Source organism: Bradyrhizobium sp. PRIMUS42, from assembly GCF_023006515.1.
Taxonomy (GTDB): Bacteria; Pseudomonadota; Alphaproteobacteria; order Rhizobiales; family Xanthobacteraceae; genus Bradyrhizobium.
In genome coordinates, this window is record NZ_JALBGZ010000043.1 from 1 (window position 1) to 20277 (window position 20277).

At 63.9% G+C, this 20277-nt stretch carries 16 protein-coding genes and 2 pseudogenes; 7 read left to right on the plus strand and 11 right to left on the minus strand.

All coding sequences use genetic code 11. The annotated features are described in order from the left end of the window. The 4 genes and pseudogenes from MOV75_RS06730 to MOV75_RS06745 all read left to right on the plus strand — a co-directional run. Positions 1 to 266, plus strand: a pseudogene (locus MOV75_RS06730) (carbohydrate kinase); the annotation flags it as partial. Next, a complete protein-coding gene (locus MOV75_RS06735) occupies positions 259 to 1299 on the plus strand; it encodes a 2-hydroxyacid dehydrogenase (RefSeq protein WP_246918285.1) in 1041 nt (346 codons plus the stop codon). The pseudogene MOV75_RS06730 and the gene MOV75_RS06735, both read left to right, overlap by 8 nt. 19 nt (positions 1300 to 1318) lie before the next feature. Then, complete coding sequence (locus MOV75_RS06740; RefSeq protein ID WP_246918289.1) at positions 1319 to 2077, plus strand: class II aldolase/adducin family protein; 759 nt, start codon at positions 1319 to 1321, stop codon at positions 2075 to 2077. Next, complete coding sequence (locus MOV75_RS06745) at positions 2077 to 3585, plus strand: glycerol-3-phosphate dehydrogenase (protein ID WP_246918291.1); 1509 nt, start codon at positions 2077 to 2079, stop codon at positions 3583 to 3585. The genes MOV75_RS06740 and MOV75_RS06745 overlap by 1 nt, the downstream gene beginning before the upstream one ends. 363 nt (positions 3586 to 3948) lie before the next feature. Here MOV75_RS06745 and acnA read toward each other — a convergent pair whose 3' ends face one another. The 3 genes from acnA to MOV75_RS06760 form a co-directional block, all read right to left on the minus strand. Next, the gene (acnA, locus tag MOV75_RS06750) at positions 3949 to 6540 is read right to left on the minus strand and encodes an aconitate hydratase AcnA (RefSeq protein WP_246918293.1); all 2592 of its coding nucleotides are present in this window, start codon (positions 6538 to 6540) and stop codon (positions 3949 to 3951) included. Positions 6541 to 6551: 11 nt separating this feature from the next. Then, positions 6552 to 7865, minus strand: coding sequence for an MFS transporter (locus tag MOV75_RS06755; protein WP_246918295.1), 1314 nt, complete (start codon positions 7863 to 7865; stop codon positions 6552 to 6554). 114 nt (positions 7866 to 7979) lie between these two features. Continuing rightward, on the minus strand, positions 7980 to 8855 hold the full coding sequence (locus MOV75_RS06760) for a GntR family transcriptional regulator (protein ID WP_246918297.1): 876 nt from the start codon (positions 8853 to 8855) through the stop codon (positions 7980 to 7982). Positions 8856 to 8988: 133 nt separating this feature from the next. Here MOV75_RS06760 and MOV75_RS06765 point away from each other — a divergent pair, with 133 nt between their 5' ends. After that, on the plus strand, positions 8989 to 10191 hold the full coding sequence (locus MOV75_RS06765; protein ID WP_247005253.1) for a lactonase family protein: 1203 nt from the start codon (positions 8989 to 8991) through the stop codon (positions 10189 to 10191). 128 nt (positions 10192 to 10319) lie between these two features. Here the strand turns inward: MOV75_RS06765 and MOV75_RS06770 are convergent, their stop codons facing one another. From MOV75_RS06770 to MOV75_RS06785, 4 genes are all read right to left on the minus strand, one after another. Beyond that, positions 10320 to 10724, minus strand: coding sequence for an AMP-binding protein (locus MOV75_RS06770; protein ID WP_246918301.1), 405 nt, complete (start codon positions 10722 to 10724; stop codon positions 10320 to 10322). 4 nt (positions 10725 to 10728) lie between these two features. Further along, positions 10729 to 11178, minus strand: a complete 450-nt coding sequence (locus tag MOV75_RS06775) for a VOC family protein (protein ID WP_246918303.1) — start codon at positions 11176 to 11178, stop codon at positions 10729 to 10731. 39 nt (positions 11179 to 11217) lie between these two features. Continuing rightward, a complete protein-coding gene (locus tag MOV75_RS06780; RefSeq protein WP_246918304.1) occupies positions 11218 to 12429 on the minus strand; it encodes an ABC transporter substrate-binding protein in 1212 nt (403 codons plus the stop codon). Positions 12430 to 12530: 101 nt separating this feature from the next. Continuing rightward, positions 12531 to 13460 carry a LysR substrate-binding domain-containing protein gene (locus tag MOV75_RS06785; RefSeq protein ID WP_258719504.1) on the minus strand — a complete coding sequence of 310 codons (930 nt, stop codon included), beginning with the start codon at positions 13458 to 13460 and terminating at the stop codon, positions 12531 to 12533. A gap of 146 nt (positions 13461 to 13606) precedes the next feature. Here MOV75_RS06785 and MOV75_RS06790 point away from each other — a divergent pair, with 146 nt between their 5' ends. Together MOV75_RS06790 and MOV75_RS06795 are read left to right on the plus strand one after the other, a co-directional pair. Further along, complete coding sequence (locus MOV75_RS06790; protein ID WP_258719505.1) at positions 13607 to 15358, plus strand: acyl-CoA dehydrogenase family protein; 1752 nt, start codon at positions 13607 to 13609, stop codon at positions 15356 to 15358. A gap of 335 nt (positions 15359 to 15693) precedes the next feature. Continuing rightward, entirely contained in the window at positions 15694 to 16674 is a 981-nt protein-coding gene (locus MOV75_RS06795) for a tripartite tricarboxylate transporter substrate binding protein (RefSeq protein ID WP_246918307.1), read from the plus strand. A gap of 103 nt (positions 16675 to 16777) precedes the next feature. Here MOV75_RS06795 and MOV75_RS06800 read toward each other — a convergent pair. From MOV75_RS06800 to MOV75_RS06815, 4 genes and pseudogenes are all read right to left on the minus strand, one after another. Beyond that, positions 16778 to 17091, minus strand: a pseudogene (locus MOV75_RS06800) (enolase C-terminal domain-like protein); the annotation flags it as partial. Positions 17092 to 17238: 147 nt separating this feature from the next. Then, positions 17239 to 18213 carry a formylglycine-generating enzyme family protein gene (locus MOV75_RS06805; protein ID WP_246918309.1) on the minus strand — a complete coding sequence of 325 codons (975 nt, stop codon included), beginning with the start codon at positions 18211 to 18213 and terminating at the stop codon, positions 17239 to 17241. 3 nt (positions 18214 to 18216) lie between these two features. After that, positions 18217 to 19860 (minus strand): arylsulfatase, encoded by a 1644-nt coding sequence (locus MOV75_RS06810; protein WP_246918311.1) that lies wholly within the window; start codon positions 19858 to 19860, stop codon positions 18217 to 18219. 32 nt (positions 19861 to 19892) lie between these two features. Beyond that, positions 19893 to 20277 (minus strand): GntR family transcriptional regulator (locus MOV75_RS06815; RefSeq protein ID WP_247005255.1); only part of this gene is annotated, 385 nt, incomplete at its 5' end.

The following is a 20277-nucleotide window of genomic DNA, read 5'->3' on the forward strand; positions in this document are numbered from 1 at the left end:
AATGCAACGTGCGCGTCTGTAGCCGCGGCGAGGCGGGAGCTGCGGGCGCCGCCATGATCGCGGCGGTGGCGACCGGCCTCTATCCGGACATGACGGCCTGCGCGGATGTGTGGGTGCGGCCATATCTTGCGACGCCGCAAACGCCGGACGCGGCATTGGCGTCGCATTATGGACGGCTGTTTCCGGCCTATCTGAATGCCAGGCTCGCGGCGCGGCCGGTTTGGAAGCAACTCGCGGCCGTGCGTGCGGGAGCCGGTCATGCCTAGCAAGATTGCCATCGTCGGGGATCGCTTCATGCTGCCGAAGGTCTTTGCCGAACGGATCACGGCAGCCTGTGGCAACGCCATCGACATCCGCGTTCTGGAGCAGCCATGGCCGGACGAGCCGATGGAGCATGGCTATGCCGGCTCCAAGCTCGACGGACTGAAGGAGTTCATGGGCGATCCCGATGAAGTCGTGAACTTCATCGGCGACGCCGCATTGCTGGTGACGCATCTTGCGCCGGTCTCGCGATCGATGCTGCAGCGCCTGCCGGGCCTCAAATTCATCGCGGTCTCGCGCGGCGGCCCCGTCAATATCGACATGCAGGCCGCGCGCGACTACAGGGTGCTCGTGGTCAACACGCCCGGCCGCAACGCCAGCGCCGTGGCCGAGTTCACCATCGGCGCGATTCTCGCTGAAACGCGCCTGATCCGCAGCGGGCATGAATCCCTGCGCGGCGGCGAATGGCGCGGCGACCTCTATCGCGCCGATCGCACCGGGCGCGAGCTCGGCGAGATGACCGTCGGCATCGTCGGCTATGGCGCGATCGGCACCCGCGTCGTAAAGCTGCTCAAGGCGTTCGGCTGCAAGATCCTGGTGACGGACCCCTACGTCCAGCTCAGCGCTCAGGATCGTAATGACGGCGTCGAGCATGTCGGCCTCGGCGAGCTCCTGGCGCGCGCCGACGTGATCAGCCTGCATGCGCGCGTGACCGCCGAGACCACCGGCTTCATCGATCGCGCGGCGCTGGCGCAGGTCAAGCCCGGCGCCATCTTCATCAATACGGCGCGTGGCCCCCTGGTCGACTACCAGGCGCTGTTCGAGGCGCTGTCTGTCGGACGGCTCGGCGGGGCCATGCTCGACACCTTTGCCGTGGAGCCGGTGCCGGCCGACTGGCCGCTGCTGCAATTGCCCAACGTCACGCTGACGCCCCATATTGCGGGAGCCTCGTTGCGCACCGTCACCATTGCCGCCGATCAGGCGGCGGAAGAGGTTCGCCGCTATCTTGCCGGCGAGCCGCCGCTCAATCCGTGTTGAAGACGAAAGGTATCTTGCCATGACCCGCGAGGAGCGACAGTTGCGCGAGGCGATCATCGCCAAATGTCGGTGGATGAACGCATCGGGCCTCAATCAGGGCACGTCGGGCAACATCTCCGCCCGTTACAAGGACCGGATGCTGATCACGCCGTCCGCGACGCCCTATGACGCGATGAAGCCGGAGATGATCGCCGCGATGCCGCTCGATCGCGACGACGGCTCCTGGGACGGGCCATTAAAGCCGTCGACCGAATGGCGCTTTCATCTCGACATCATGCGCGGCCGTCCCGATGTCGGCGCCGTCGTCCACACCCATTCGACCTATGCGACCGTGCTCGCGATCGCGCGCAAGCCGATCCCGGCCTGCCACTACATGATGGCCGCGTTCGGCGGCAATGACATCCGTTGCGCCGGCTATGCGCGGTACGGCACGGCGGAATTGTCCGAGCTGGCGCTCGTCGCGCTCGAAGGCCGTAACGGCTGCCTGCTGGCCAATCACGGCATGATCGCGGTCGGCGCCAACCTCGACAAGGCGATGTGGCTGGCGGTCGAGCTCGAGACCATCGCGCGCCAATACTATCTCTCGCTTGCATTGGGATCGCCGCACATTCTCAGCGAAGCCGAGATCGCCGACACCGCGAAGGGCTTCTCGACTTACGGTCTCCAGCAGCCCGAAGGTTCCAAGTCCAAGGCTGCCAGGCCGAAGCCGGGCAGGGCGGGCGCATCGGCAAAGGCGGCAGCGCGGCAACGGGTCGAGAAGAAGCGCAGCAGGACGTGATGACCGGGGCTGCGCCGTACGCGGGCAGGGATCACGGTCTGGTCGACATCGCGATCATCGGCGGTGGCATCAACGGGGCCGGCATCGCGCGCGATGCGGCGGGCCGCGGCCTGAAGGTTCTGCTGTGCGAGAAGGGCGATCTTGCCGAGGGCACCTCGTCGCGCTCGGGAAAGCTCGTTCACGGCGGGCTGCGCTACCTCGAATATTACGAGTTTCGCCTGGTGCGCGAAGCCTTGATCGAGCGCGAGGTTCTGCTCGCCTCCGCGCCGCACATCATCTGGCCGATGCGTTTCGTGCTGCCGCACTCACCGGAGCAGCGCCCGGCCTGGCTCATTCGAGCCGGGCTGTTTCTCTACGACCATCTCGGCGGCCGCAAGCATCTGCCGGCGAGCCATGGTCTCGATCTCACGCACGCACCGGCGGGCGCGGCGCTGCGCCCCGAATTTCACCGCGGCTTTGAATATTCGGATTGCTGGGTCGACGACTCCCGGCTCGTGATCCTCAATCTGGTCGATGCCGCGCGCAACGGCGCCGTCGTCCTGCCCCGCACCCGCGCGGTCAGTGCGCGCCGGGAAGGGGACGCATGGCAACTGGAGATGCAGGCGGACGACGGCGGGGTGCGGATCGTCCGGGCGCGCGCGCTGGTCAATGCGGCCGGGCCGTGGGTCCAGGACGTCGTCCAGGACGTCATCGGGCTGAGCGCCTCGCACAATGTGCGCATGGTCAAGGGCAGTCATATCGTGGTGCCGAAATTCTGGAGCGGGCCGCAAGCCTATCTGCTCCAGAACGAGGACCAGCGCGTCATCTTCGTCAACCCTTACGAGAAGGATCTGGCGCTGATCGGCACGACGGACATCCCTTATGACGGCCGTGCGGAGGACGTCGCGATCGACGACGGCGAGGTCGCCTACCTCCTGGGCGTGTTGCGCCGCTATTTTCGAGTCCCGCCGGAGCAGCGCCAGATCGTCCATGCCTTTTCCGGCGTCCGGCCGCTTTACGATGACAATGCCGCCAATCCGTCGGCGGTGACGCGCGATTATGTTTTCGAGGTTCATGGCGCGCCAGGCGTGCCGCCGCTGCTTTCGATCTTCGGCGGCAAGATCACCACCTACCGCCGGCTCGCAGAGCAGGCGTTGCAGCGTCTCACGCCGTGGTTCCCGACCATGGCGCAGGCCTGGACGGCGGGACGGCCGCTGCCGGGTGGCGACTTCGGCCGTGACTTCGATGCCTTCATCGTCCAGCTAGCGCGCGAATATCCCGATCTGCCGCGCAAGCTGGTCCACCACTATGCCCGCCTGTACGGCACGCGGGCGCGCGAGCTGCTGGGTCCCGCCCGCGTGTCGGCCGATCTCGGCCGGCATTTCGGCGGAGACTTCTACGAACGCGAGGCCATGTTTCTTCGCGAGACCGAATGGGCCAAAGGGCCCAGCGATTTCCTGGATCGGCGCACCAAGCACGGCTTGCGCCTGACGGCGGCGCAACGGAACGCATTTGCGAGCTTTATCTAACCGTCGGCGCCATGCCCCTCAACCGTACCGGTGCTGTAGGCGATCTGTGCATGAAAGGCCAATGGAAGTCTTCGCTAGCTCGAGATCGGAAGCTATCCGTCAGGCTGGAGCTGCTTAGATGTCGGAGTAGCTCAATTGGAGTGACTGCCCGCCTTCTCGCGCGTAAAGCTGATCACCATTGACCAGCCTCGATCTTTTTGGCTGAAGCTGGCTCAAATTGGCCCATGATGGCTGGAGCGAGAGTCTAAGTCTTTCAATAGGTTAGAAGGCGGCGTGTGCACGACGTGTGCACTGGGACATCAAGAAAAAGCCTGTCAGAGCCAGCGTGAGCGGACCATTTGAGATGGGGGGGACCATCTCAAATCAGTCGAAAGCATTCCGCAGAATCAGCGGCAGCAGCCCACCAACCTGAAGAATCTCGCACTCCAGATTCGTCTCGATCGCAGCCGTTGCGACGAAGCAGTCCCGCGCGACACCGTCCGTCACAATCCTCACACTCACCGGAGCTCGCGGGGCGATTGTGCCAGGGTCGGCGTCGATCTCCAGATCGTCGCCGGGCCTCAGTCCGAGATCTTGCGGCCGACGATCCCTTGGCAGGCGCAGCGGCAGGATACCCATTCCGATCAGGTTCGAGCGGTGGATCCGCTCGAAGCTCAGCGCGAGAATGGCGCGAATATCGAGCAACGCCACCCCCTTGGCGGCCCAGTCGCGCGAAGAGCCCATGCCGTAGCGCTCACCGGCCACGATGACGAGAGACCGTCCCTCGGCCGCATAACGCTCGGCAGCAAGCCGGAGCGACATGCGTGCGCCGGAATCCGCATGGATGGTCGTGCCGGGCGCTAGATCGCTCGCCAGCAGGTTGCGCACGCTCTTGTTGGTGAAGAGGCCGCGTAGCATCACCTCCCAATTGCCCCGTCGCGAGGCGAAGACGTTGAGATCTTGCGGCGTCTCGCCACGCGCGACGAGGTATTCGCCCGCATCGCTGCTTGCTGGAATGGCCCCCGCCGGCGAGATGTGATCAGTCGTGATATCGTCACCGAGCACAAGCAACGGCGTCGCGGCATAGCGGCCGAGGCGCGTGCCCTTGCCGATGCCAGCAAACGGCGGCCGGCGGATATAGGTCGAGGCTTGGTCCCAAGGGAACAGGGGGGCCTCGGTGGGCGCATCGAGTGCGGCCCACGCGGCGCTGGCTTCTGCGGCATCGTAGGAGATTGCATAGTCGGTCACGTCGCGCGCTTGCGCCAGTGCTGCATCGATTTCGGCGCCGGACGGCCAGAGATCGGAAAGATGAATATCCCGGCCGTCCATGTCGCGCCCGATCGCATCATGCAGAATGTCACGCTCTGCGTCGCCCGCAAGCGCGAAGGCGACGACGAGCGGCGGCGAGGCAAGAAAGCCGTTCTCGACCTGCGTGTGGACGCGGCCAGGAAAATTGCGGTTGCCGGAGAGCACCGCGACCGGCGCGATTTTCCTCGAAGTCATGGCCTCGGCCATCACGGGCGCGAGCGCGCCGGAATTGCCGATGCAGGTGGTGCAACCATAGCCGACGATGCTGAAGCCGAGCGCCTCGAGATCGTCCAGCAGGCCAGCGCGACGCAAATAAGTGTCGGCGGTGGGCGAACCTGGCGCGAGTGACGTTTTCACCCAGGCCGGCGGCTTGAGGCCGAACTGCCGCGCTTTGCGCGCGACGAGGCCGGCCGCGATCAGCAGGCGCGGGTCGGACGTGTTGGTGCAACTCGTAATCGCGGCGATTGCGACCGAGCCATCGCTGGGGCCCTCAGTCGGAGATGCGGCAGCGGCTAGGCCAAGCGCTCCCGCAGTGCAGCTCGCTGCTATGCGATCCTGCGGGCGGCGCGGACCGGCGACGCTGACCTCGACTTCGTCGAGATCGATAGTCAAAGTGTCGGTGTAGCGGGGGACGGCCTGCGGATTGAACCAGAGCTGCTGCCGGCGGGCATAGGCCTCGACCAGCGCGATCTGCTCGACCGAGCGGCCTGTCTGCACGAGATACTCGATCGTCCTTTGGTCGATCGGGAAATAGCCGGAATTGGCGCCGAACTCCGGCGTCATGTTGGCAACCACGGCGCGGTCGCCCGCGGACAGAGTGGAGACGCCAGGGCCGTAGAATTCGACGAAGCGATCGGCCAGATCGATGCGGCGCAGGCGCTCGGTGACCGTGAGCGCAAGATCGGTGGCGAGGACGCCCTCGCGCAAGCAGCCGGTGAGGCGCACACCGATCACATCGGGCACCCGCAGCATCACAGGCATTCCGAACATCACGCTCTCAGCTTCCAGCCCGCCGACGCCCCAGGCAAGCACCCCGATGCCGTTGATCATCGGCGTATGGCTGTCGGTCCCGATCAGCGTGTCCGGCGCTGCCCACGGCGTGCCGTCACGATCGAATCTGGTGACGACGTTCGCCAGGCGTTCGAGATTCAGGGTGTGCATGATACCGGTGCCTGGTGGATGCACGCGGACGCGTGACAGCGCCGACGTCGCCCATTTCATGAAGCGGTAGCGCTCGGCGTTGCGCTTGAGCTCCTGCTGCATGTTCTGCTGGAGCGCGTTCTTGTGCGCGAACACGTCGACGCCGATCGAGTGATCGGTCGAGACATCGACCGGCAACACCGGATTGAGCCGGGCCGGGTCGCCGCCGGCTTCGGCCAGCGAGGCCCGAAGGCCCGCGATGTCGACCAGGGCGGGGCCGCAGGTGGTGTCGTGCATGAGGATGCGCGAGGGCTGGAAGGCGATCTCGCGCTCGCTCGTGCCATTTCGCAGCCAGTCACGTATCGCAGCGACGGCATCGTCGCGTTCCCGCCGGGCATTGCGCAATACGTTTTCGAGCAGGATACGCAGGATCACTGGCAGTCGCACGAGATCGTCGCCCGCGACGCCTGCAATATCGGCGATGCGATAGGTCTTGCCTGCGGCCGAAAGCGTGGTGACGTCGCCCATACCAAAGGTCCTCAAGCGTGCTGCTCGGCCGGCTTGGCGCGCCCGGCAGCAGTGTTTTCCATCCGGGCGAACCAAGTCATCAGGAAGGAGACGAACAGGAGACCGCTGAGGCACAACAAGCCGCCATAGGTGCTGCCGGTCCAGTCCTTGATCGCACCGATCGCATATGGCCCGGCAAAGCCGCCGAGATTGCCGATCGAATTGATCGCGGCGATCGAGACCGCCGCTGTGGAGCGGCTGAGGAACAGACCCGGCAGCGACCAGAACGGCGACTTGAAGGCGTAGATGCCGGCGAGCGCGAGCGAGATCAGCGCCATCGCAACGGCCGGCTGAACGAACAGGCCGGTGAGGGCGAGCGCGACGGCGCCGAGCAAAAGCGGCAGCGCCGAATGTTTCTGCCGCTCGCCCGTGCGGTCGGAATTGCGCGACCACAGCACCATCACAACCGTTGCAAACGCGTAGGGCAGCATGGCGACGAGGCCGATCTCGAAATTGGTCAGCGAGCCCGACATGCCCTTGATGATCTGCGGCATCCACATGCCGATGCCGAGATTGCCGACCTGGTAGACGAAATAGATCACCGAAAGGAATAGCACCTTCGGATTGGTGATCGCGGCGATCACGCCGAGATGCTCGACATTGGGGCGCGTGGCGTGGTCCTTGCGCAGTTCTCCGGTCAGCCAGTCGCGCTCTTCCACGGTCAGCCAGCGCGCCTGCTCCGGCCTGTCGGTCATGATGAAATAGTTGGCGATGCCGGCGATCACGGCGGGGCCGCCCTCGAGCAGCAGCATCCAGCGCCAGCCGCTGAGGCCGAACCCGGAGACGTGATCCATAATCCAGGTGCTGAGCGGCGCGCCCAGGAGATACGACACTGGGATCGCCGCGGTGAACAGCGCGACCGTGGTGGCCTGCTCCTTGGCGCGGAACCAGTAGGTCAGGTAGATGATGATGCCGGGGAAGAAGCCGGCCTCCGCGACGCCGAGCAGGAAGCGCAGCACGTAAAGCTGCGTCGCACTCTGCACGAAGGCGGTCGCGGTCGCGACGATGCCCCAGGTGATCAGGATTCGCGAAATCCAGATGCGCGCGCCGTATTTGTTGAGCGCGACGTTGCTCGGCACCTCGAACAGGAAATAGCCGATGAAGAAGATGCCGGCGGCGAAGCCGAAGGCCTCGCTGGTCAGCGCCAGCTCCTTGTTCATCTGGAGCGCCGCGTAGCCGATATTGGCGCGGTCGAGATAGGAGATCACGTAAAGGACGAAGCAGTAGGGCACGATGCGCCAGAACACCTTGCGCGTTGCGGACTGCTCGACTGATGTCGCGGACATGGCGGCGCTTCCCCGGGCTTGTGGATTTGGCGCGCTTGTCCGTCTCTCCGGCAGCCGCCTTCGGGAAGCGTTATTGCATTTTAAATTATAAAAGACAATAAGCCCAATGTTGCGCTACGCGCGGGGGATCTTGATCAGCCCCGCGCCGGAGATATGGACTCGAAGGAAGTCGGCGGCCTCCTGGCGGAGGCCTTTCTCCAGCAAATCCAGGATGTTGATGTGCTCGCGGCACTGCTGGGGCAGGCGGCTGCGGTCCACTGTGATGCGATATTCGACGAGGCGGCGCAGCCGGTTGACGCGTTTCACCGCGTCGAGGAAGAACGGATTGCCGCTGCACGTCATCAGCATTTCGTGGAAGTCGTTGTTGGCGGCGAAGATTTCCGCGCGGGAGGCACGCTTGTAGGCGCCGTCGAGCAGCCATTGCTGCTTCTCCCGCGCTGCGGCGAAGGCCGTGCGATCGACCTCGAAGCTCGGCAGGGTCAGTGCCTGCGGCTCCAGCGCGATGCGCAGCTGATAGCCTTGCTGGTAGCTCTCGCGCGAGGTCAGCAGCGGCCCAAACTCCCAGCCATTGCCGGGCAGACGCTCGATCCAGCCCTCATCGGAGATCTTCGTGAGAATCTTGAGCAGGCGCGTGCGCGACAAGCCGTAGCGCCGCATCAGCTCGCTTTCGCTGACACGCTCGGGGAGCTTGCCGGACAGCCGGTCTTCCGCGATCGCAAAGTACCATTCATCCTCTTGTTCCTCGGCGGTGTGCGGGATCTGCGGAAGCTCGCGCGCGCTCTTGACCAGGAAGAAGCCACGGTTTGGCTCAGACCGCACGACGTTCATGTCCTCCAATATCTGGAGGGCGGCGTTGATCGGCGCGCGCGAGACGCGGAGCGCATCTGCCAGCACTTGGCTCGGCAAATGATGATCAGCCTCGAGATCGTTGACGCGGATGTAGTCGAGGATCCGCGTGGTCATCTGGGTGGCAAGGTTGGGACGGGGCATGCAAACGACTCAAAGGGCGACTGGAGCATGGATCATTGGCCGACCCGCCCGGTCGGCACAAGCGTAAGGAAGACCGTTGTGCTCGTCACAGAATTGTGTTTTAAGCGATAAAAAGCAATATAGGGAGAGAGCAATGGCGCTTGGGAAACGGCCGCTCGAACTGTCCCGGCGCAGGCTGGCGCATCTTGCGATCGGCGGTGCGTTCGCGGCCGCTGCGCCGTCATTGCGCGCACAGGCGCGCCAAGTTTCATGGGAGCAGACCATGCCGGAAGGATCCACTTCGTACGTCTATGTCGGCGCGCGCACCACAAAGGAACGCAACGCCCGCGGCGACGGCCTGAATGTCTATCGCATGGACAATGCGAGCGGGGAGTGGACCCATCTTCAATTGCTCGGCGATCTCGTCAATCCCTCGTTCCTCGCTTTCGACCGCACCCGGCGTTTCCTCTACACCGTCCATGGCGATCTCAGCGACATCACCGCGATGGCAATTGATCCCGCAGATGGAAAGCTGCGGGTGATTAACCGCCAGAGCACAGAGGGCAAGAACCCCGTGCATCTCGCAATTGATCCGAGCAACCGCTTCGTCGTGGTCGCCAACCACATAACCTCGACATTGGCGCTGTTGCCGCGCAACGACGACGGCTCACTCGGTGCGGTGATCGACCTGGTCAAGCTGGAAGGCAAGATCGGCCCGCACCGCGTCGAGCAGCCGTTTGCGAAGCCGCATCAGGTGGAGTTTGATCCGTCCGGAAAATTCATTGTAGTGCCTGACAAAGGGCTCGACCTCGTCTTCACCTACCGGATCGATGCGGAGAAGAGCAAGCTGGTGCAGGCCGTTCCGCCGGTCCGTTCCCGTGAGGGGGCAGGGCCGCGGCATGTAGCGTTCCATCCCGCCGGTAAGCTGGCCTACGTCGTCAATGAGCTGGATTCCACGGTGACGGCGTATCGTTTCGACCCGGCCAATGGTGCGCTGACGCCGTTGCAGGTGGTCTCGGCCGTGCTGGATACCTACACCGGCGACAGCCGCGCCGCGGAGATCGCAGTCTCGGCCGATGGTCGCTACGTCTATGCGTCAAACCGAGGCAATGACAGCATCGGTATTTTTGCGATCGACGCTGCGAACGGACGGCTCTCGTCGGTGGGCTGGACGCTCAGCGGAGGCAAGACGCCGCGGTTTTTCGCGCTTGCTGTATCGGATAGATATCTGTTCGCGGCCAACGAGGATAGCGACACCGTTGCGATGTTCAATCGTACCGTGGATGGTCGTCTCGTAGCCACCGACAAGGTGGTCAAGGTCGGAAGCCCGGTTTGCATTCTCTTCAGACAGGCTTGAACCAGAGCTAGAACTTCTTCGATCACTGATGTGAGCCAGATGGTCAGAGGCGTCATCTGGACCGGCTCGAGGCTTCATCATCGTGAATGATCTCCCGGGCGCGTGTTCACGGCATAGGGTGCGATTCTTCACGAGGGGACGCTTGCACCCCAAGGCGCGTTCGACCTCGTCGAGCAAATTCGGGCGCTTATGCGGATACTAGACCGAGGCAGAGCAGCGTGCCCTGTGCGTTGATTGGGATCGATGGGCACGAAGACGGCTCCCAGCATCGCACCTGCCACCACGGCTTCGACGAATTCCGGATGGTTGGCCATCATCAGGGCGAAGGCGTCGCCCCGCCGAAGGCCAAGCGCGGCCAGTCGCTTGGCGAGCGCCGCGCCGTTTCTTTCCAACTGCGCGTACGAGCGCTCCTCTGTCCGATACCCACCGTCAGCCGTCACGTCCACGAATGTCAGGGCGGTCTTGGCCGGAGTTTTCTCCGCATGAGCGGCCACGAGGTCGGCAATGGTCTCGAGCGGAGCCGGGATGTTCAAGGGTCTATCCCCCGAAGCCATAATAGTCACGCACCACCGGCTCGCGGAGCTTGCCCGGCTCGAACACCTCGATGACGACGCCGTCCGGCGCGCCGAGCATGAAATAGCCGCCGCCGCCGAGACGGCGAATGGGATTGGGAATATGAAGGTCCGCTGCCTTCATGCGGTCGTAGAGCTCGTCGATGCCGACGACCTGCATGCCCAGGTGGTGGACGGCGTTCTTGCCTTCTCCGCGCGGAAGCTGGTCGTAAAGATGCAGCGCGCCGATACCGACCTTGATGAAGACGTTGCGCGCACCGGCGACATCCCCGTCCCACATCACCTCGGCGTCGAACCACTTCTTGTAAAAATCGATGGTCGCATCGACGTCGGAGGCAAAGAGATGCACGTGCTGGAGGTGGTAGCGCTGCTTGGTGCCGTAGGGATATTGCCACTCGCTCTCGGGTGTCGTCATGGTCGTCCTCGGGTGTTGGAGTCAGGGTCTGATGTCGTGTCAGCGCTTCACGAGCGGGCAGGTGCTCTCGGCCAGCGGAATGGTCACGTCTTGAGCCGGGATTGTCCGGAGAATCTTGTAGAGGTCCCACTCTCCCTTGGACTCCTTCGGGGTTTTGACCTCTGCCAGGTACATGTCGCGAATGACGCGACCGTCCTCGCGGATCGTGGCGCCATGGGTGAAGGCGCTTTCGATCGGCGTTGCGCGCATCTTCGCGATCACCTTGTCCGCGTCGTCCGAACCGGTTGCCTCGATGGCCTGCAAATAGTGACGAACAGCCTCATAGACGCCGATCTGCATGAACGTTGGCCGCTGCCCTTTGCGCCGGGCCGCGAACTTGTCCGACCAGGCGCGGGTCTGTTCATTGAGATCCCAATAGAAGGGGGTCGTGAGGAGCGTGCCCTGTGTCGCCTGCAGGCCGAGCGAGTGGACGTCGGTGAGCAGCAGGAGCATGGCCGCCATTTTCTGCCCGCCCGCCGTCAGGCCGAACTCTTCAGCCTGCTTGATCGTTGCGACGGTATCTCCGGCGGCATTCGCGAGCCCGACGATGCTGGCTTTCGAAGCTTGCGCCTGGAGGAGGAAGGAGGCGAAATCAGTGGTCCCTTGTGGGTGCGCCGAGGCTCCCAGCACCTTGCCTCCGTTGGCTTGAACGACGGTGCTGGCATCCTTCTGAAGCTGATGACCGAAAGCGTAGTCCGCGGTCACGAAGTACCAGGTCTTGCCGCCACCCTCGACCACGGTCTTGGCCGTTCCCCGGGCAAGGGCATAGGTGTCGAACGTCCAGGCGACGCTGGTCGGAGAGCAGAACTGGTTCGTAAGTGCGGTTGTTCCAGGCGAGGAGAACAGCATGACGCGCGACCGTGCCCGGGCGACCTCCTGAACCGCGAGGGCGACGGCCGAGTTCGGAACATCGGCGATGGCGTCAACGCCCTCCTGCTCGAACCATTTGCGGGCGATGCTGGCGCCGACGTCGGGCTTGAGCTGATGGTCCGCGAAGACGATCTGCACGGCCTTGCCGGCGACGCGGTTGCCGAATTCCTCTGCGGCCAGTTGAGCGGCGACGACCGAGCCTTCGCCCGTGGCATCGGAAACGATGCCCGACATGTCGGTCAGCACGCCGATCTTGACAACGTCGCCGGAGATCTGCGCGCCGGCCGGTGCGCTTGCCCCGATTGCCAGTCCAGCAACGAGCATTCCGAGTACCAGCTTCATCGAGCGTTTCCCCGTCATGATTTGATGGCAGGGTCTGTGTCAGAGCCGGTTCAGGCTGGCAAACGAGGTTTTCTCGGTGTGGCTTGAGCGAAACTCAACTCTCAATCGGGAGAACGCTTTCGCGTGGGTGTCTTGGCTGCTGTCTTGCTCGTGCTCTGCTGTTTGCAGATGCCGGACAGCCAATTAGCAAACGCTGCGACCGCAGTGTCGTCCGCCATGCGTTGCTCGTATTCGAGCACGAAGTGACGCCGCGTCGGCCGGACGATGGGATGTGCTCTCACGAGATTGAGGTGGGCAAGATCCGGAGCCAGCAGGCTCTCGATGGCGATGGCGGCGCCTAGCCCGGCCGCCGCGGCTTCGATGGCGAGGCCGAGATTCTCAAAACTGCTTCCGCCGCGGACAGGCACCTTGGTGAGCTGCGCATGGTCGAGCCAGCGACGCCAGTCGTCCGGTCTTGGCCTGTTGTGCAGCAGTGGAACGGTCGTGAAGTCCAGTACGCCGCCCTTTAGCAAGGCAGGCGAGCAGACCGGCACGGTGGCGATCGGTAGCAGAGGCCGCGTGACCAGGCCCGCTCTGGGTTGCCCGTCCGAAACCGCTATGACCGCGTCGTAGCGGCTCGCAAGAAGGTCGACGGGGTTCGCGCTGGTGTGCAGATCGATCTCCAACTCGGGATGCGCGGCCGTGAGGCCGGGCCACATCGGCAGGAGGAAGCGCGATAGGAAGAACCCGTACACGCCGACGGAGAGCCGTCTGAACTGCCGGAGGTGCAGGCCTTCGGCCGCGTCCGCAATGCGGTCCAGCGCTTCGCGCGTGGAATCGGCGAAGGCTTTGCCGGCGGAGGTCAGGACCAGGCCCCGCGATCCCCGCAGGAACAGCGCCGTGCCCATGCGTACCTCGAGTGCGCGGACGTGCCTGCTGACAGCTCCAACCGTGACGTTCAGCTCGTCGGCGGCGCGCGTGATCGACAAATGTCGCGCGGCCGCTTCGAACGCGCGTACGGCATGCAGCGGAGGAAGTCGTCGTGAAGCCATGATCGTGCGCCCCGCGGGATGACCGAGCCTTGACTCTCGCTCAAGGCCCCAGCCCAAGAAGTCGTTTGCGCGAAGCGCTGTCAAGTCATACCCGGAGCCTGGCCGGGTCCGTCCCGGCCCAAGAGCGACAATCTGGAGGGAAGCTCATGACCGCTCATGCCGGTTTGGCTCGTCGCGAAGCGTCGTCTCGACGCTCCGAGGCTTTGGCGCCCACCTGTCGTGGGTTAAATTACTATGCCATCGACCAGAGCGTACGGGACTTGCTTCCCCTGTACTTGGAAGCGCCGCTGCTGGCGCATCTCGAGCCGCATCTTGCTGAGCTCGGCGCGCTCGCTGGAAGCAAGCTTTATGATCTGTCCGATCAGGCCGAGCGCCACCAGCCGGTGTTGCATCCCCGCGACGGCTATGGCCGCGACGAGGAATGGGTCGAATACCACCCGGCTTACCGGGAGCTGGAGCGGATCGCATTTGGCCAATTCGGCATGCACGCGATGTGCAACCGTAGTGGCGTGCTGGGCTGGCCCTCGGCGATGCCGCCGATCGTGAAATACGTGTTTCACTATCTGTTTTCGCAGGCCGAGTTTGGCCTGCTCTGTCCGGTGAACTTGACCGACAGCTCATCCGAGCTGGTTCGCCGCTTCGGCAGCCTCGAGCTTCATGAGCGCTATCTTTCGCGTATGTGGAGCCAGGACCCGGCCACGCTGCTCAAATGCGCGCAGTTCATGACCGAGAAGGCGGGTGGGTCCGATGTCGGTGCGGCCGAACTGACCGCCGTGCGCGATGGCGCGCACTGGAAGCTCTATGGCGAGAAATGGTTCTGCTCCAATGCAGATGCGGAACTAGCTGTCTTGCTTGCGCGACCGGAGGGAGCGCCCGCCGGGGGACGTGGCCTCGGCCTGTTCCTGATGCCGAAGACGCTGCCGGATGGCGGCCGTAATGCCTATCGGATCATGCGGCTCAAGGACAAGCTCGGCAGCCGCACCATGGCGAGCGGCGAGATCGTTTTCGATGGCGCGGTGGCCTACCAGCTCGGTGAGCTAGATCAGGGCCTGAAGCACATGCTGGTGATGGTGAATTCCAGCCGCGTCTCGCATCTGGCACGTGCCGCCGGTATGATGCGGCGCTGCCTCAATGAAGCGCTTCAGGCCTCCCGTCACCGCAACGCCTTCGCTCGCGCGGTGGTCGATCATCCCCTGATGCGCCGGCAACTCGCGAAGCTGATGGTGCCGACCGAGCAGGCGCTGTCCGCGCTGCTCTATTCGGCAACCGCGCCGGAGAAGGTGCTGCGGCTGCTGACGCCGATCGTCAAGTACCGGGCCTGCCGCGACAATGTCACGGTGGCGACCGGTGCGATGGAGGTGCGCGGCGGCAACGGCTACATCGAGGATTGGCCGAACGCGCGGCTGGTGCGCGATGCCCATCTCGGCCTGATCTGGGAGGGTACCAGCAACATCAACGCGCTCGATGCCGTTCAGCGCGCGGTGGGTAAGGTCGGCGCGCATGCCGCCTTGCGCGATGATCTCCTCAGCCGGCTCGGCGACACGCAAGGAGTTCCTGGTCAATTCCGTACCCGTCTCGAGAGTGCAATCAACGGCGCGCTGCGGTTTGCCGAAGAGGTCGCCTCACGCGAGGAGAACGAGCGATTCTGCCGGCTTGCGGCGGGCAAGCTCTATCACGCTGTCACCGCCGCGCTGTTCATCCAGGAGGGCCTGCGCCTGGGCACATCCGGCGGTGATGCCCGCCGCCTTCTGCTCGCCCGCTTTGTGCTGGAGCACCGCTTGCAAGAGCCGAACACGCTGAACCTGGAGAGCCAGCGCTGGGAGGACGAGGCCATCGACTTGCTGCTGGGTGAGGCGCCGGTGCCGCTGTCGCGCGCGGCCGCGCTCCTTGTGAGGTAATCACAATGGACCAGTCGACCCAACGCGAACTTGCCGGCCTCCTTGCCGGAAGGGCAGCGCTGCTATCGCGCTGGACCATCCGATCGTGCCGGTGACATGGCTCGCCAACGAACTCTCGCGGACCGGCATCGGCCTGAAGGCGGGGCAGATGATTAGCACCGGCACGGTGACGGGAATGTTGAGACCGAAAGCCGGCGAGACGTTCGTCGCTGATTTCGGGCGGACAGCTTCCTGGAACAATAAGTCGGACGTGCTGCACGACAGGATCGCCAGACTCAACCGGCGAGGAGTTGGAAAACGGCATGGCGTCAGCCTTGCGGGGAGGGGAGGAGCCTATGGAGTTCATCGGTCTTTGCCGCAAATTACTTCTTGCGTCGTCCATTGCGTTGTCCATGCCCGCGATAGCGTGGGCGGAATTTCCCGAGCGGTCGATCAAATTCATCGTACCATTTGCGGCCGGCGGACCGACGGACGCATTGGCGCGGTCTCTGGCCGAGGGCGTCAGAACCAAGCTTGGCCAACCCGTCATTGTCGAAAACCGTGCCGGTGCCGGCGCCAACGTCGGAGCAGACTTTGTCGCCAAGTCGCCGGCCGATGGATATACCCTCCTGTTCGGAACATCGGGCCCGCTCGCCATCAATGTGAGCCTGTACACGAAGCTCAGCTACGATCCGATCAAAAGCTTCGATCCGGTCATCATGATCGGAAAAATGCCAAACGTGCTCTCGGTACATCCCTCAGTACCGGCGCAGAATGTGCAGGAATTGATCGCGTATGCGAAAGCGAATGCGGGAAAGTTGAGCTTCTCCTCGTCCGGCAATGGCGCATCCACTCACCTCGCGGGTGTCATGTTCAACGCCATCGCCGGCACCGACATCCTGCATGTGCCCTATCGTGGCGGCGCGCCTGCGATCAACGATCTCATCGGCGGCCAGGTTCAGATGAGCTTCGCTGACATTTTCGTTTCCGCCCCTCACATCAAGGCGGGCGTACTTCGTGCGCTCGGCGTGACGACGATCGAGCGGACGCCGGTGCTGCCCGACGTGCCGACCTTCGATGAGCAGGGACTCAAGGGATTCGACGTCAGCGTCTTTTTCGGCGTCGTTGCACCGAAGGGCGTACCAGCGCCGATCGTTGAGAAGCTCAATGCGGCGTTCGTGGCCGCCATGAACGACAGTTCCATCAAGCCAATTCTCGATGCACAAGGGATTATTCCGGCGCCGTCGAATAGTCCCGCATATCTGGCGAACTTCATGGCACGGGAAATTCCCAAATGGCGAGACCTTATCAACTCGATCGGATTGCGAATTGAATGAGCCCAAGGCGTTAAACCAGCAACCCTGGCGCGACGATTAGGGCTTTTCGCGAGTTCAAGTTCGTGGCTGACTTGCTCCAAAGGCTCCGCGCTCCGCGCGGCCCACCGGCGCCGAGATAATGCGGGCAGAACTTCTTTCCCGACGCAGGATGTCGCGGGCGATGCTCGCGCAAGCCGACAGCCCGCCCCATTTGGCGATGTCGGGCTGGACGACATCGAGCACCGGCTCACGCAGCACCTCGGCAAAGCCGGCGTGGCTTGCGATGTTCTCGCCGGCTGCGAGCGGAAAGCGAATGGCCTCGCGCAGCTGCGTCCATTCCTGCCGCGGGCGATCCGCGCGGATCGGCTCCTCGAGCCAGGCGAGACCGAAGCGATCGAGCTGCGGTGCAAGTTCCAGCGCCTGCGCAATGGCTCCGCCGAGCAGCTTCCAGAGCGCAGTCCGGCGACGATGGCGACAAGCACAAGGCCGGTCTCGCGATTGCGCACGAAATTGCGCAGGAACAACGGCAGCGGGCGAATGCCAGGAGCCGTGGCCGGCTTCGCGGGATGGGATGCCTGCGCCATCCTATGCCGGATCCCGCAGCGGCTCGAAGCGTACGACCCGGAAACCAATATTGCTGGATGAGGAGTCGGGCGTGTTGGAGCTTCGCGCCGCGACGCGGTAGCGGTTACAGTAGGACTCGTGGCAGAGGAAGGATCCCCCGCGCATCGATCGGTTGGGCGCCGGCTCGCCGTTCAGAGGATCTTGCGATGGCGTGAGGCGGTGATAGCTCGGCGAGAAATAGTCCTCGCACCATTCCCAGACATTTCCGGCGGCATTGTGCAGGCCATATCCGTTGGGCGCAAAGCTGTGAACGGGCGCCGTACCGAAATAGCCGTCATCCATGGTGTTGCGGTCGGGAAAGTTGCCCTGCCAGATATTGCAGCGATGCTCGCCGCCGGGCTGCAGCTCGTTGCCCCAGGGGTAGGTGGCCTGGTCCAACCCGCCGCGCGCGGCCATCTCCCATTCCGCTTCGGTCGGAAGGCGCGTGCCGGACCATTGGCAGTAAGCTTGTGCGTCGTTCCAGGAGACGTGGACGACGGGATGATCGAGCCTGTCGAGAATGCTGCTCGACGGTCCTTCCGGCTGCGCCCAATAGGCGTGCAGCACGGGAATCCACCATGGTGTTTCCTGAGCACGGGTCGTGCGGGCGTTGCGCGTCGCTCCCGGCAACAGCCCGTCGAAGACAAAGCTCCAGCCGTAGCGTTCTGCGTCCGTCGTGTAGCCCGTGGCACGGACGAAGTCGCCGAATTGCAGATTGCTCACGGCGTGGCAGGCAATGGCAAACGGCGACAGCGTCACCAGCCTCACCGGGCCTTCGCCGTCTTCGACGAAGCCGATGTCGGCCGATCCCATGCGAAACGTTCCGCCGATCAGCGAGCTCCAGCGGCGCGGGATCGGGGTTGGACTGGGAAGAATCGCTGCTTGCGCATCCGCGCCCGTCGCCGGCCCGCCGTCGGCGGCGCGCTGGGTGCAACAGTGTGAGCGACCTTTCGTCATGTCCTATATCTGCTTCTCTTCCTCCCAGAAGGCCGTGCCGCCTTCCGACTTCATCAGCTCGAGAATCTTTTCGCGCGGGATCACGCCGCAGCGATTGGCCCATTGCTGATACTGCGCCGTCATCTCGCGGACGCGATCCGGATGCTGCGCGGCGAGATCGTTCATTTCGGTGCGATCGGTTTCCATGTCGTAGAGTTCCCAAGGCCCGGGATATTTGCGCACCAGCTTCCACTTGCCGGCGCGCACGGCCGCGTTGCCTTCGTGCTCCCAGAACAGCGGGCCGCGATTGCCATAGGCGGCCGCGAATGACGGCACGAGGCTCTCTCCCTCGCAGGGAAGGATGGCGTTGCCGTTGTACTCTTTTGGATAGGTGGCCCCGGTGACGTCGAGGATGGTCGCCATCACGTCGGTGAGCTGGCTCGGATTGTGCCGCAGGCCGCCTTTTTCGGAGATGCCGCGCGGCCAGTGCACGATGAACGGGGTCGCGATGCCGCCTTCGTGGATCCAGTGCTTGTAGAGCCGGAACGGGGTGTTGGAGAGGTTTGCCCAGGCGGTGCCGTAGCTCTGATAGGTGTCCTCGGCGCCAGGCATCAGGGTCGGATCATTGCCGAAGCGCACCGGCCTGCCGTCTCGTGTTGTGGCTTTGGCGATCATGAGCTGGTCGACCAGCTCCTTTGCCGTGACGCCTTCCGGAATGTCCTCGGCGCAGGCGCCGTTGTCGGAGAGGAAGATGATCAGCGTGTTGTCCATCTGGCCGGTCTCTTCCAGCGCCTTCAGGATCCGGCCGATGCCCTGGTCCATGCGGTCGATCTGGGCTGCGTAGACCTCCATACAGCGCAGCGTCCATTCGCGCTGCTCCGCGTCGGTCCACGGCGGCTGGGTCGGATCGCGATCGGTCAGGCGCCAGTTCGGATGGATGATGCCGTCGTCGACAAGCCGCTTGAGGCGCTCCTCGCGCAGCCTGTCCCACCCCGCATCGAAGCGGCCCTTGTACTTGGCGATATCCTCGTCATGGGCATGGAGCGGCCAGTGCGGCGCCGTATAGGCGACGTACTGGAAGAACGGCGCATCGGGCTTCTGCGCCTTGTGCTGGCGGATGAAGGCGGCGGCCTGATCGCTGATCGCGTCGGTGTAGAAGAACGAGGGATCCTTCTCCGCCTCGTGCTCGATATTGTCGTTGCCACGGGTGAGCGTGTTGGGATGGTAAAAGCTGCCGGCGCCGATGATGGTGCCATAGAAGTGGTCGAAGCCACGCTGCATCGGCCATGCGTCGGTCGGCTCCGTCAGGCTGCTGGCGATGTGCCACTTGCCGCTGAGGTAGGACGTGTAGTTCTTGCTCTTCAGAGCCTCGGCGATCGTCACGCAGCTCTTGTTCAGATTGCCGGCATAGCCCTCAGGGCCGTTGCTGTAGGTGAGAATGCCGATGCCGGTCTGGTGCGGATGCAGGCCGGTGAGCAGCGAGGCGCGCGAGGGGCTGCAGCGGGCGGTGTTGTAGAATTGCGAATAGCGCAAGCCATTGGCCGCAAGGCGATCGAGGTTCGGCGTCTGGATCTCGCCGCCGTAACAGCCAATGTCCGAAAAGCCCATGTCGTCGTTGAGGATGAGCAGGATGTTGGGGCTATCGGGGGTCTTTGCGCCATTCGGCATGTTTGTGTCCTCGTTCTTGACGTGTGGCGTTGCTAGTGGCGGCGCGTCAGGCTGATGCTGAGGCGGAAATATTTCGGCAGATAAACGGCGCGCAGCAGCTCAAGCGCCCGTCCGTCCTTGCCGAAGGTGACGCGCTCGATGGAGAGAAGGGGCGAGCCGACCTTCACTCCCAGCAGCTTGGCGCTCCCGGCATCGGCGAGGTCGGCGCTGATGGTCTGCTGGGCGTGCTTGATGGCGAGGCCAAGCTCGTCCTCGAAGACGCGGTACATGATGATCGAGACCAGATCGCGCTTCTCGAGCTCGAGACCGATATCCGGGGGATAGAAGGCGTGCTCGATGGCGATCGGCGTGTCGTCCGCGAGCCGCAAGCGGCGGAGCTGCCAGACGGCGCGCTCGCGCAGTTGCTCGCGAACGGCG

Excerpts from the sequence above, each read along its gene's own strand:
- MOV75_RS06735 (WP_246918285.1), top strand. The coding sequence starts at position 259 with ATGCCTAGCAAGATTGCCATCGTCGGGGATCGCTTCATGCTGCCGAAG.
- MOV75_RS06740 (WP_246918289.1), top strand. The coding sequence starts at position 1,319 with ATGACCCGCGAGGAGCGACAGTTGCGCGAGGCGATCATCGCCAAATGT.
- MOV75_RS06745 (WP_246918291.1), top strand. The coding sequence starts at position 2,077 with ATGACCGGGGCTGCGCCGTACGCGGGCAGGGATCACGGTCTGGTCGAC.
- acnA (WP_246918293.1), bottom strand. The coding sequence starts at position 6,540 with ATGGGCGACGTCACCACGCTTTCGGCCGCAGGCAAGACCTATCGCATC.
- MOV75_RS06755 (WP_246918295.1), bottom strand. The coding sequence starts at position 7,865 with ATGTCCGCGACATCAGTCGAGCAGTCCGCAACGCGCAAGGTGTTCTGG.
- MOV75_RS06760 (WP_246918297.1), bottom strand. The coding sequence starts at position 8,855 with ATGCCCCGTCCCAACCTTGCCACCCAGATGACCACGCGGATCCTCGAC.
- MOV75_RS06765 (WP_247005253.1), top strand. The coding sequence starts at position 8,989 with ATGGCGCTTGGGAAACGGCCGCTCGAACTGTCCCGGCGCAGGCTGGCG.
- MOV75_RS06775 (WP_246918303.1), bottom strand. The coding sequence starts at position 11,178 with ATGACGACACCCGAGAGCGAGTGGCAATATCCCTACGGCACCAAGCAG.
- MOV75_RS06780 (WP_246918304.1), bottom strand. The coding sequence starts at position 12,429 with ATGAAGCTGGTACTCGGAATGCTCGTTGCTGGACTGGCAATCGGGGCA.
- MOV75_RS06785 (WP_258719504.1), bottom strand. The coding sequence starts at position 13,460 with ATGGCTTCACGACGACTTCCTCCGCTGCATGCCGTACGCGCGTTCGAA.
- MOV75_RS06790 (WP_258719505.1), top strand. The coding sequence starts at position 13,607 with ATGACCGCTCATGCCGGTTTGGCTCGTCGCGAAGCGTCGTCTCGACGC.
- MOV75_RS06795 (WP_246918307.1), top strand. The coding sequence starts at position 15,694 with ATGGAGTTCATCGGTCTTTGCCGCAAATTACTTCTTGCGTCGTCCATT.
- MOV75_RS06805 (WP_246918309.1), bottom strand. The coding sequence starts at position 18,213 with ATGACGAAAGGTCGCTCACACTGTTGCACCCAGCGCGCCGCCGACGGC.
- MOV75_RS06810 (WP_246918311.1), bottom strand. The coding sequence starts at position 19,860 with ATGCCGAATGGCGCAAAGACCCCCGATAGCCCCAACATCCTGCTCATC.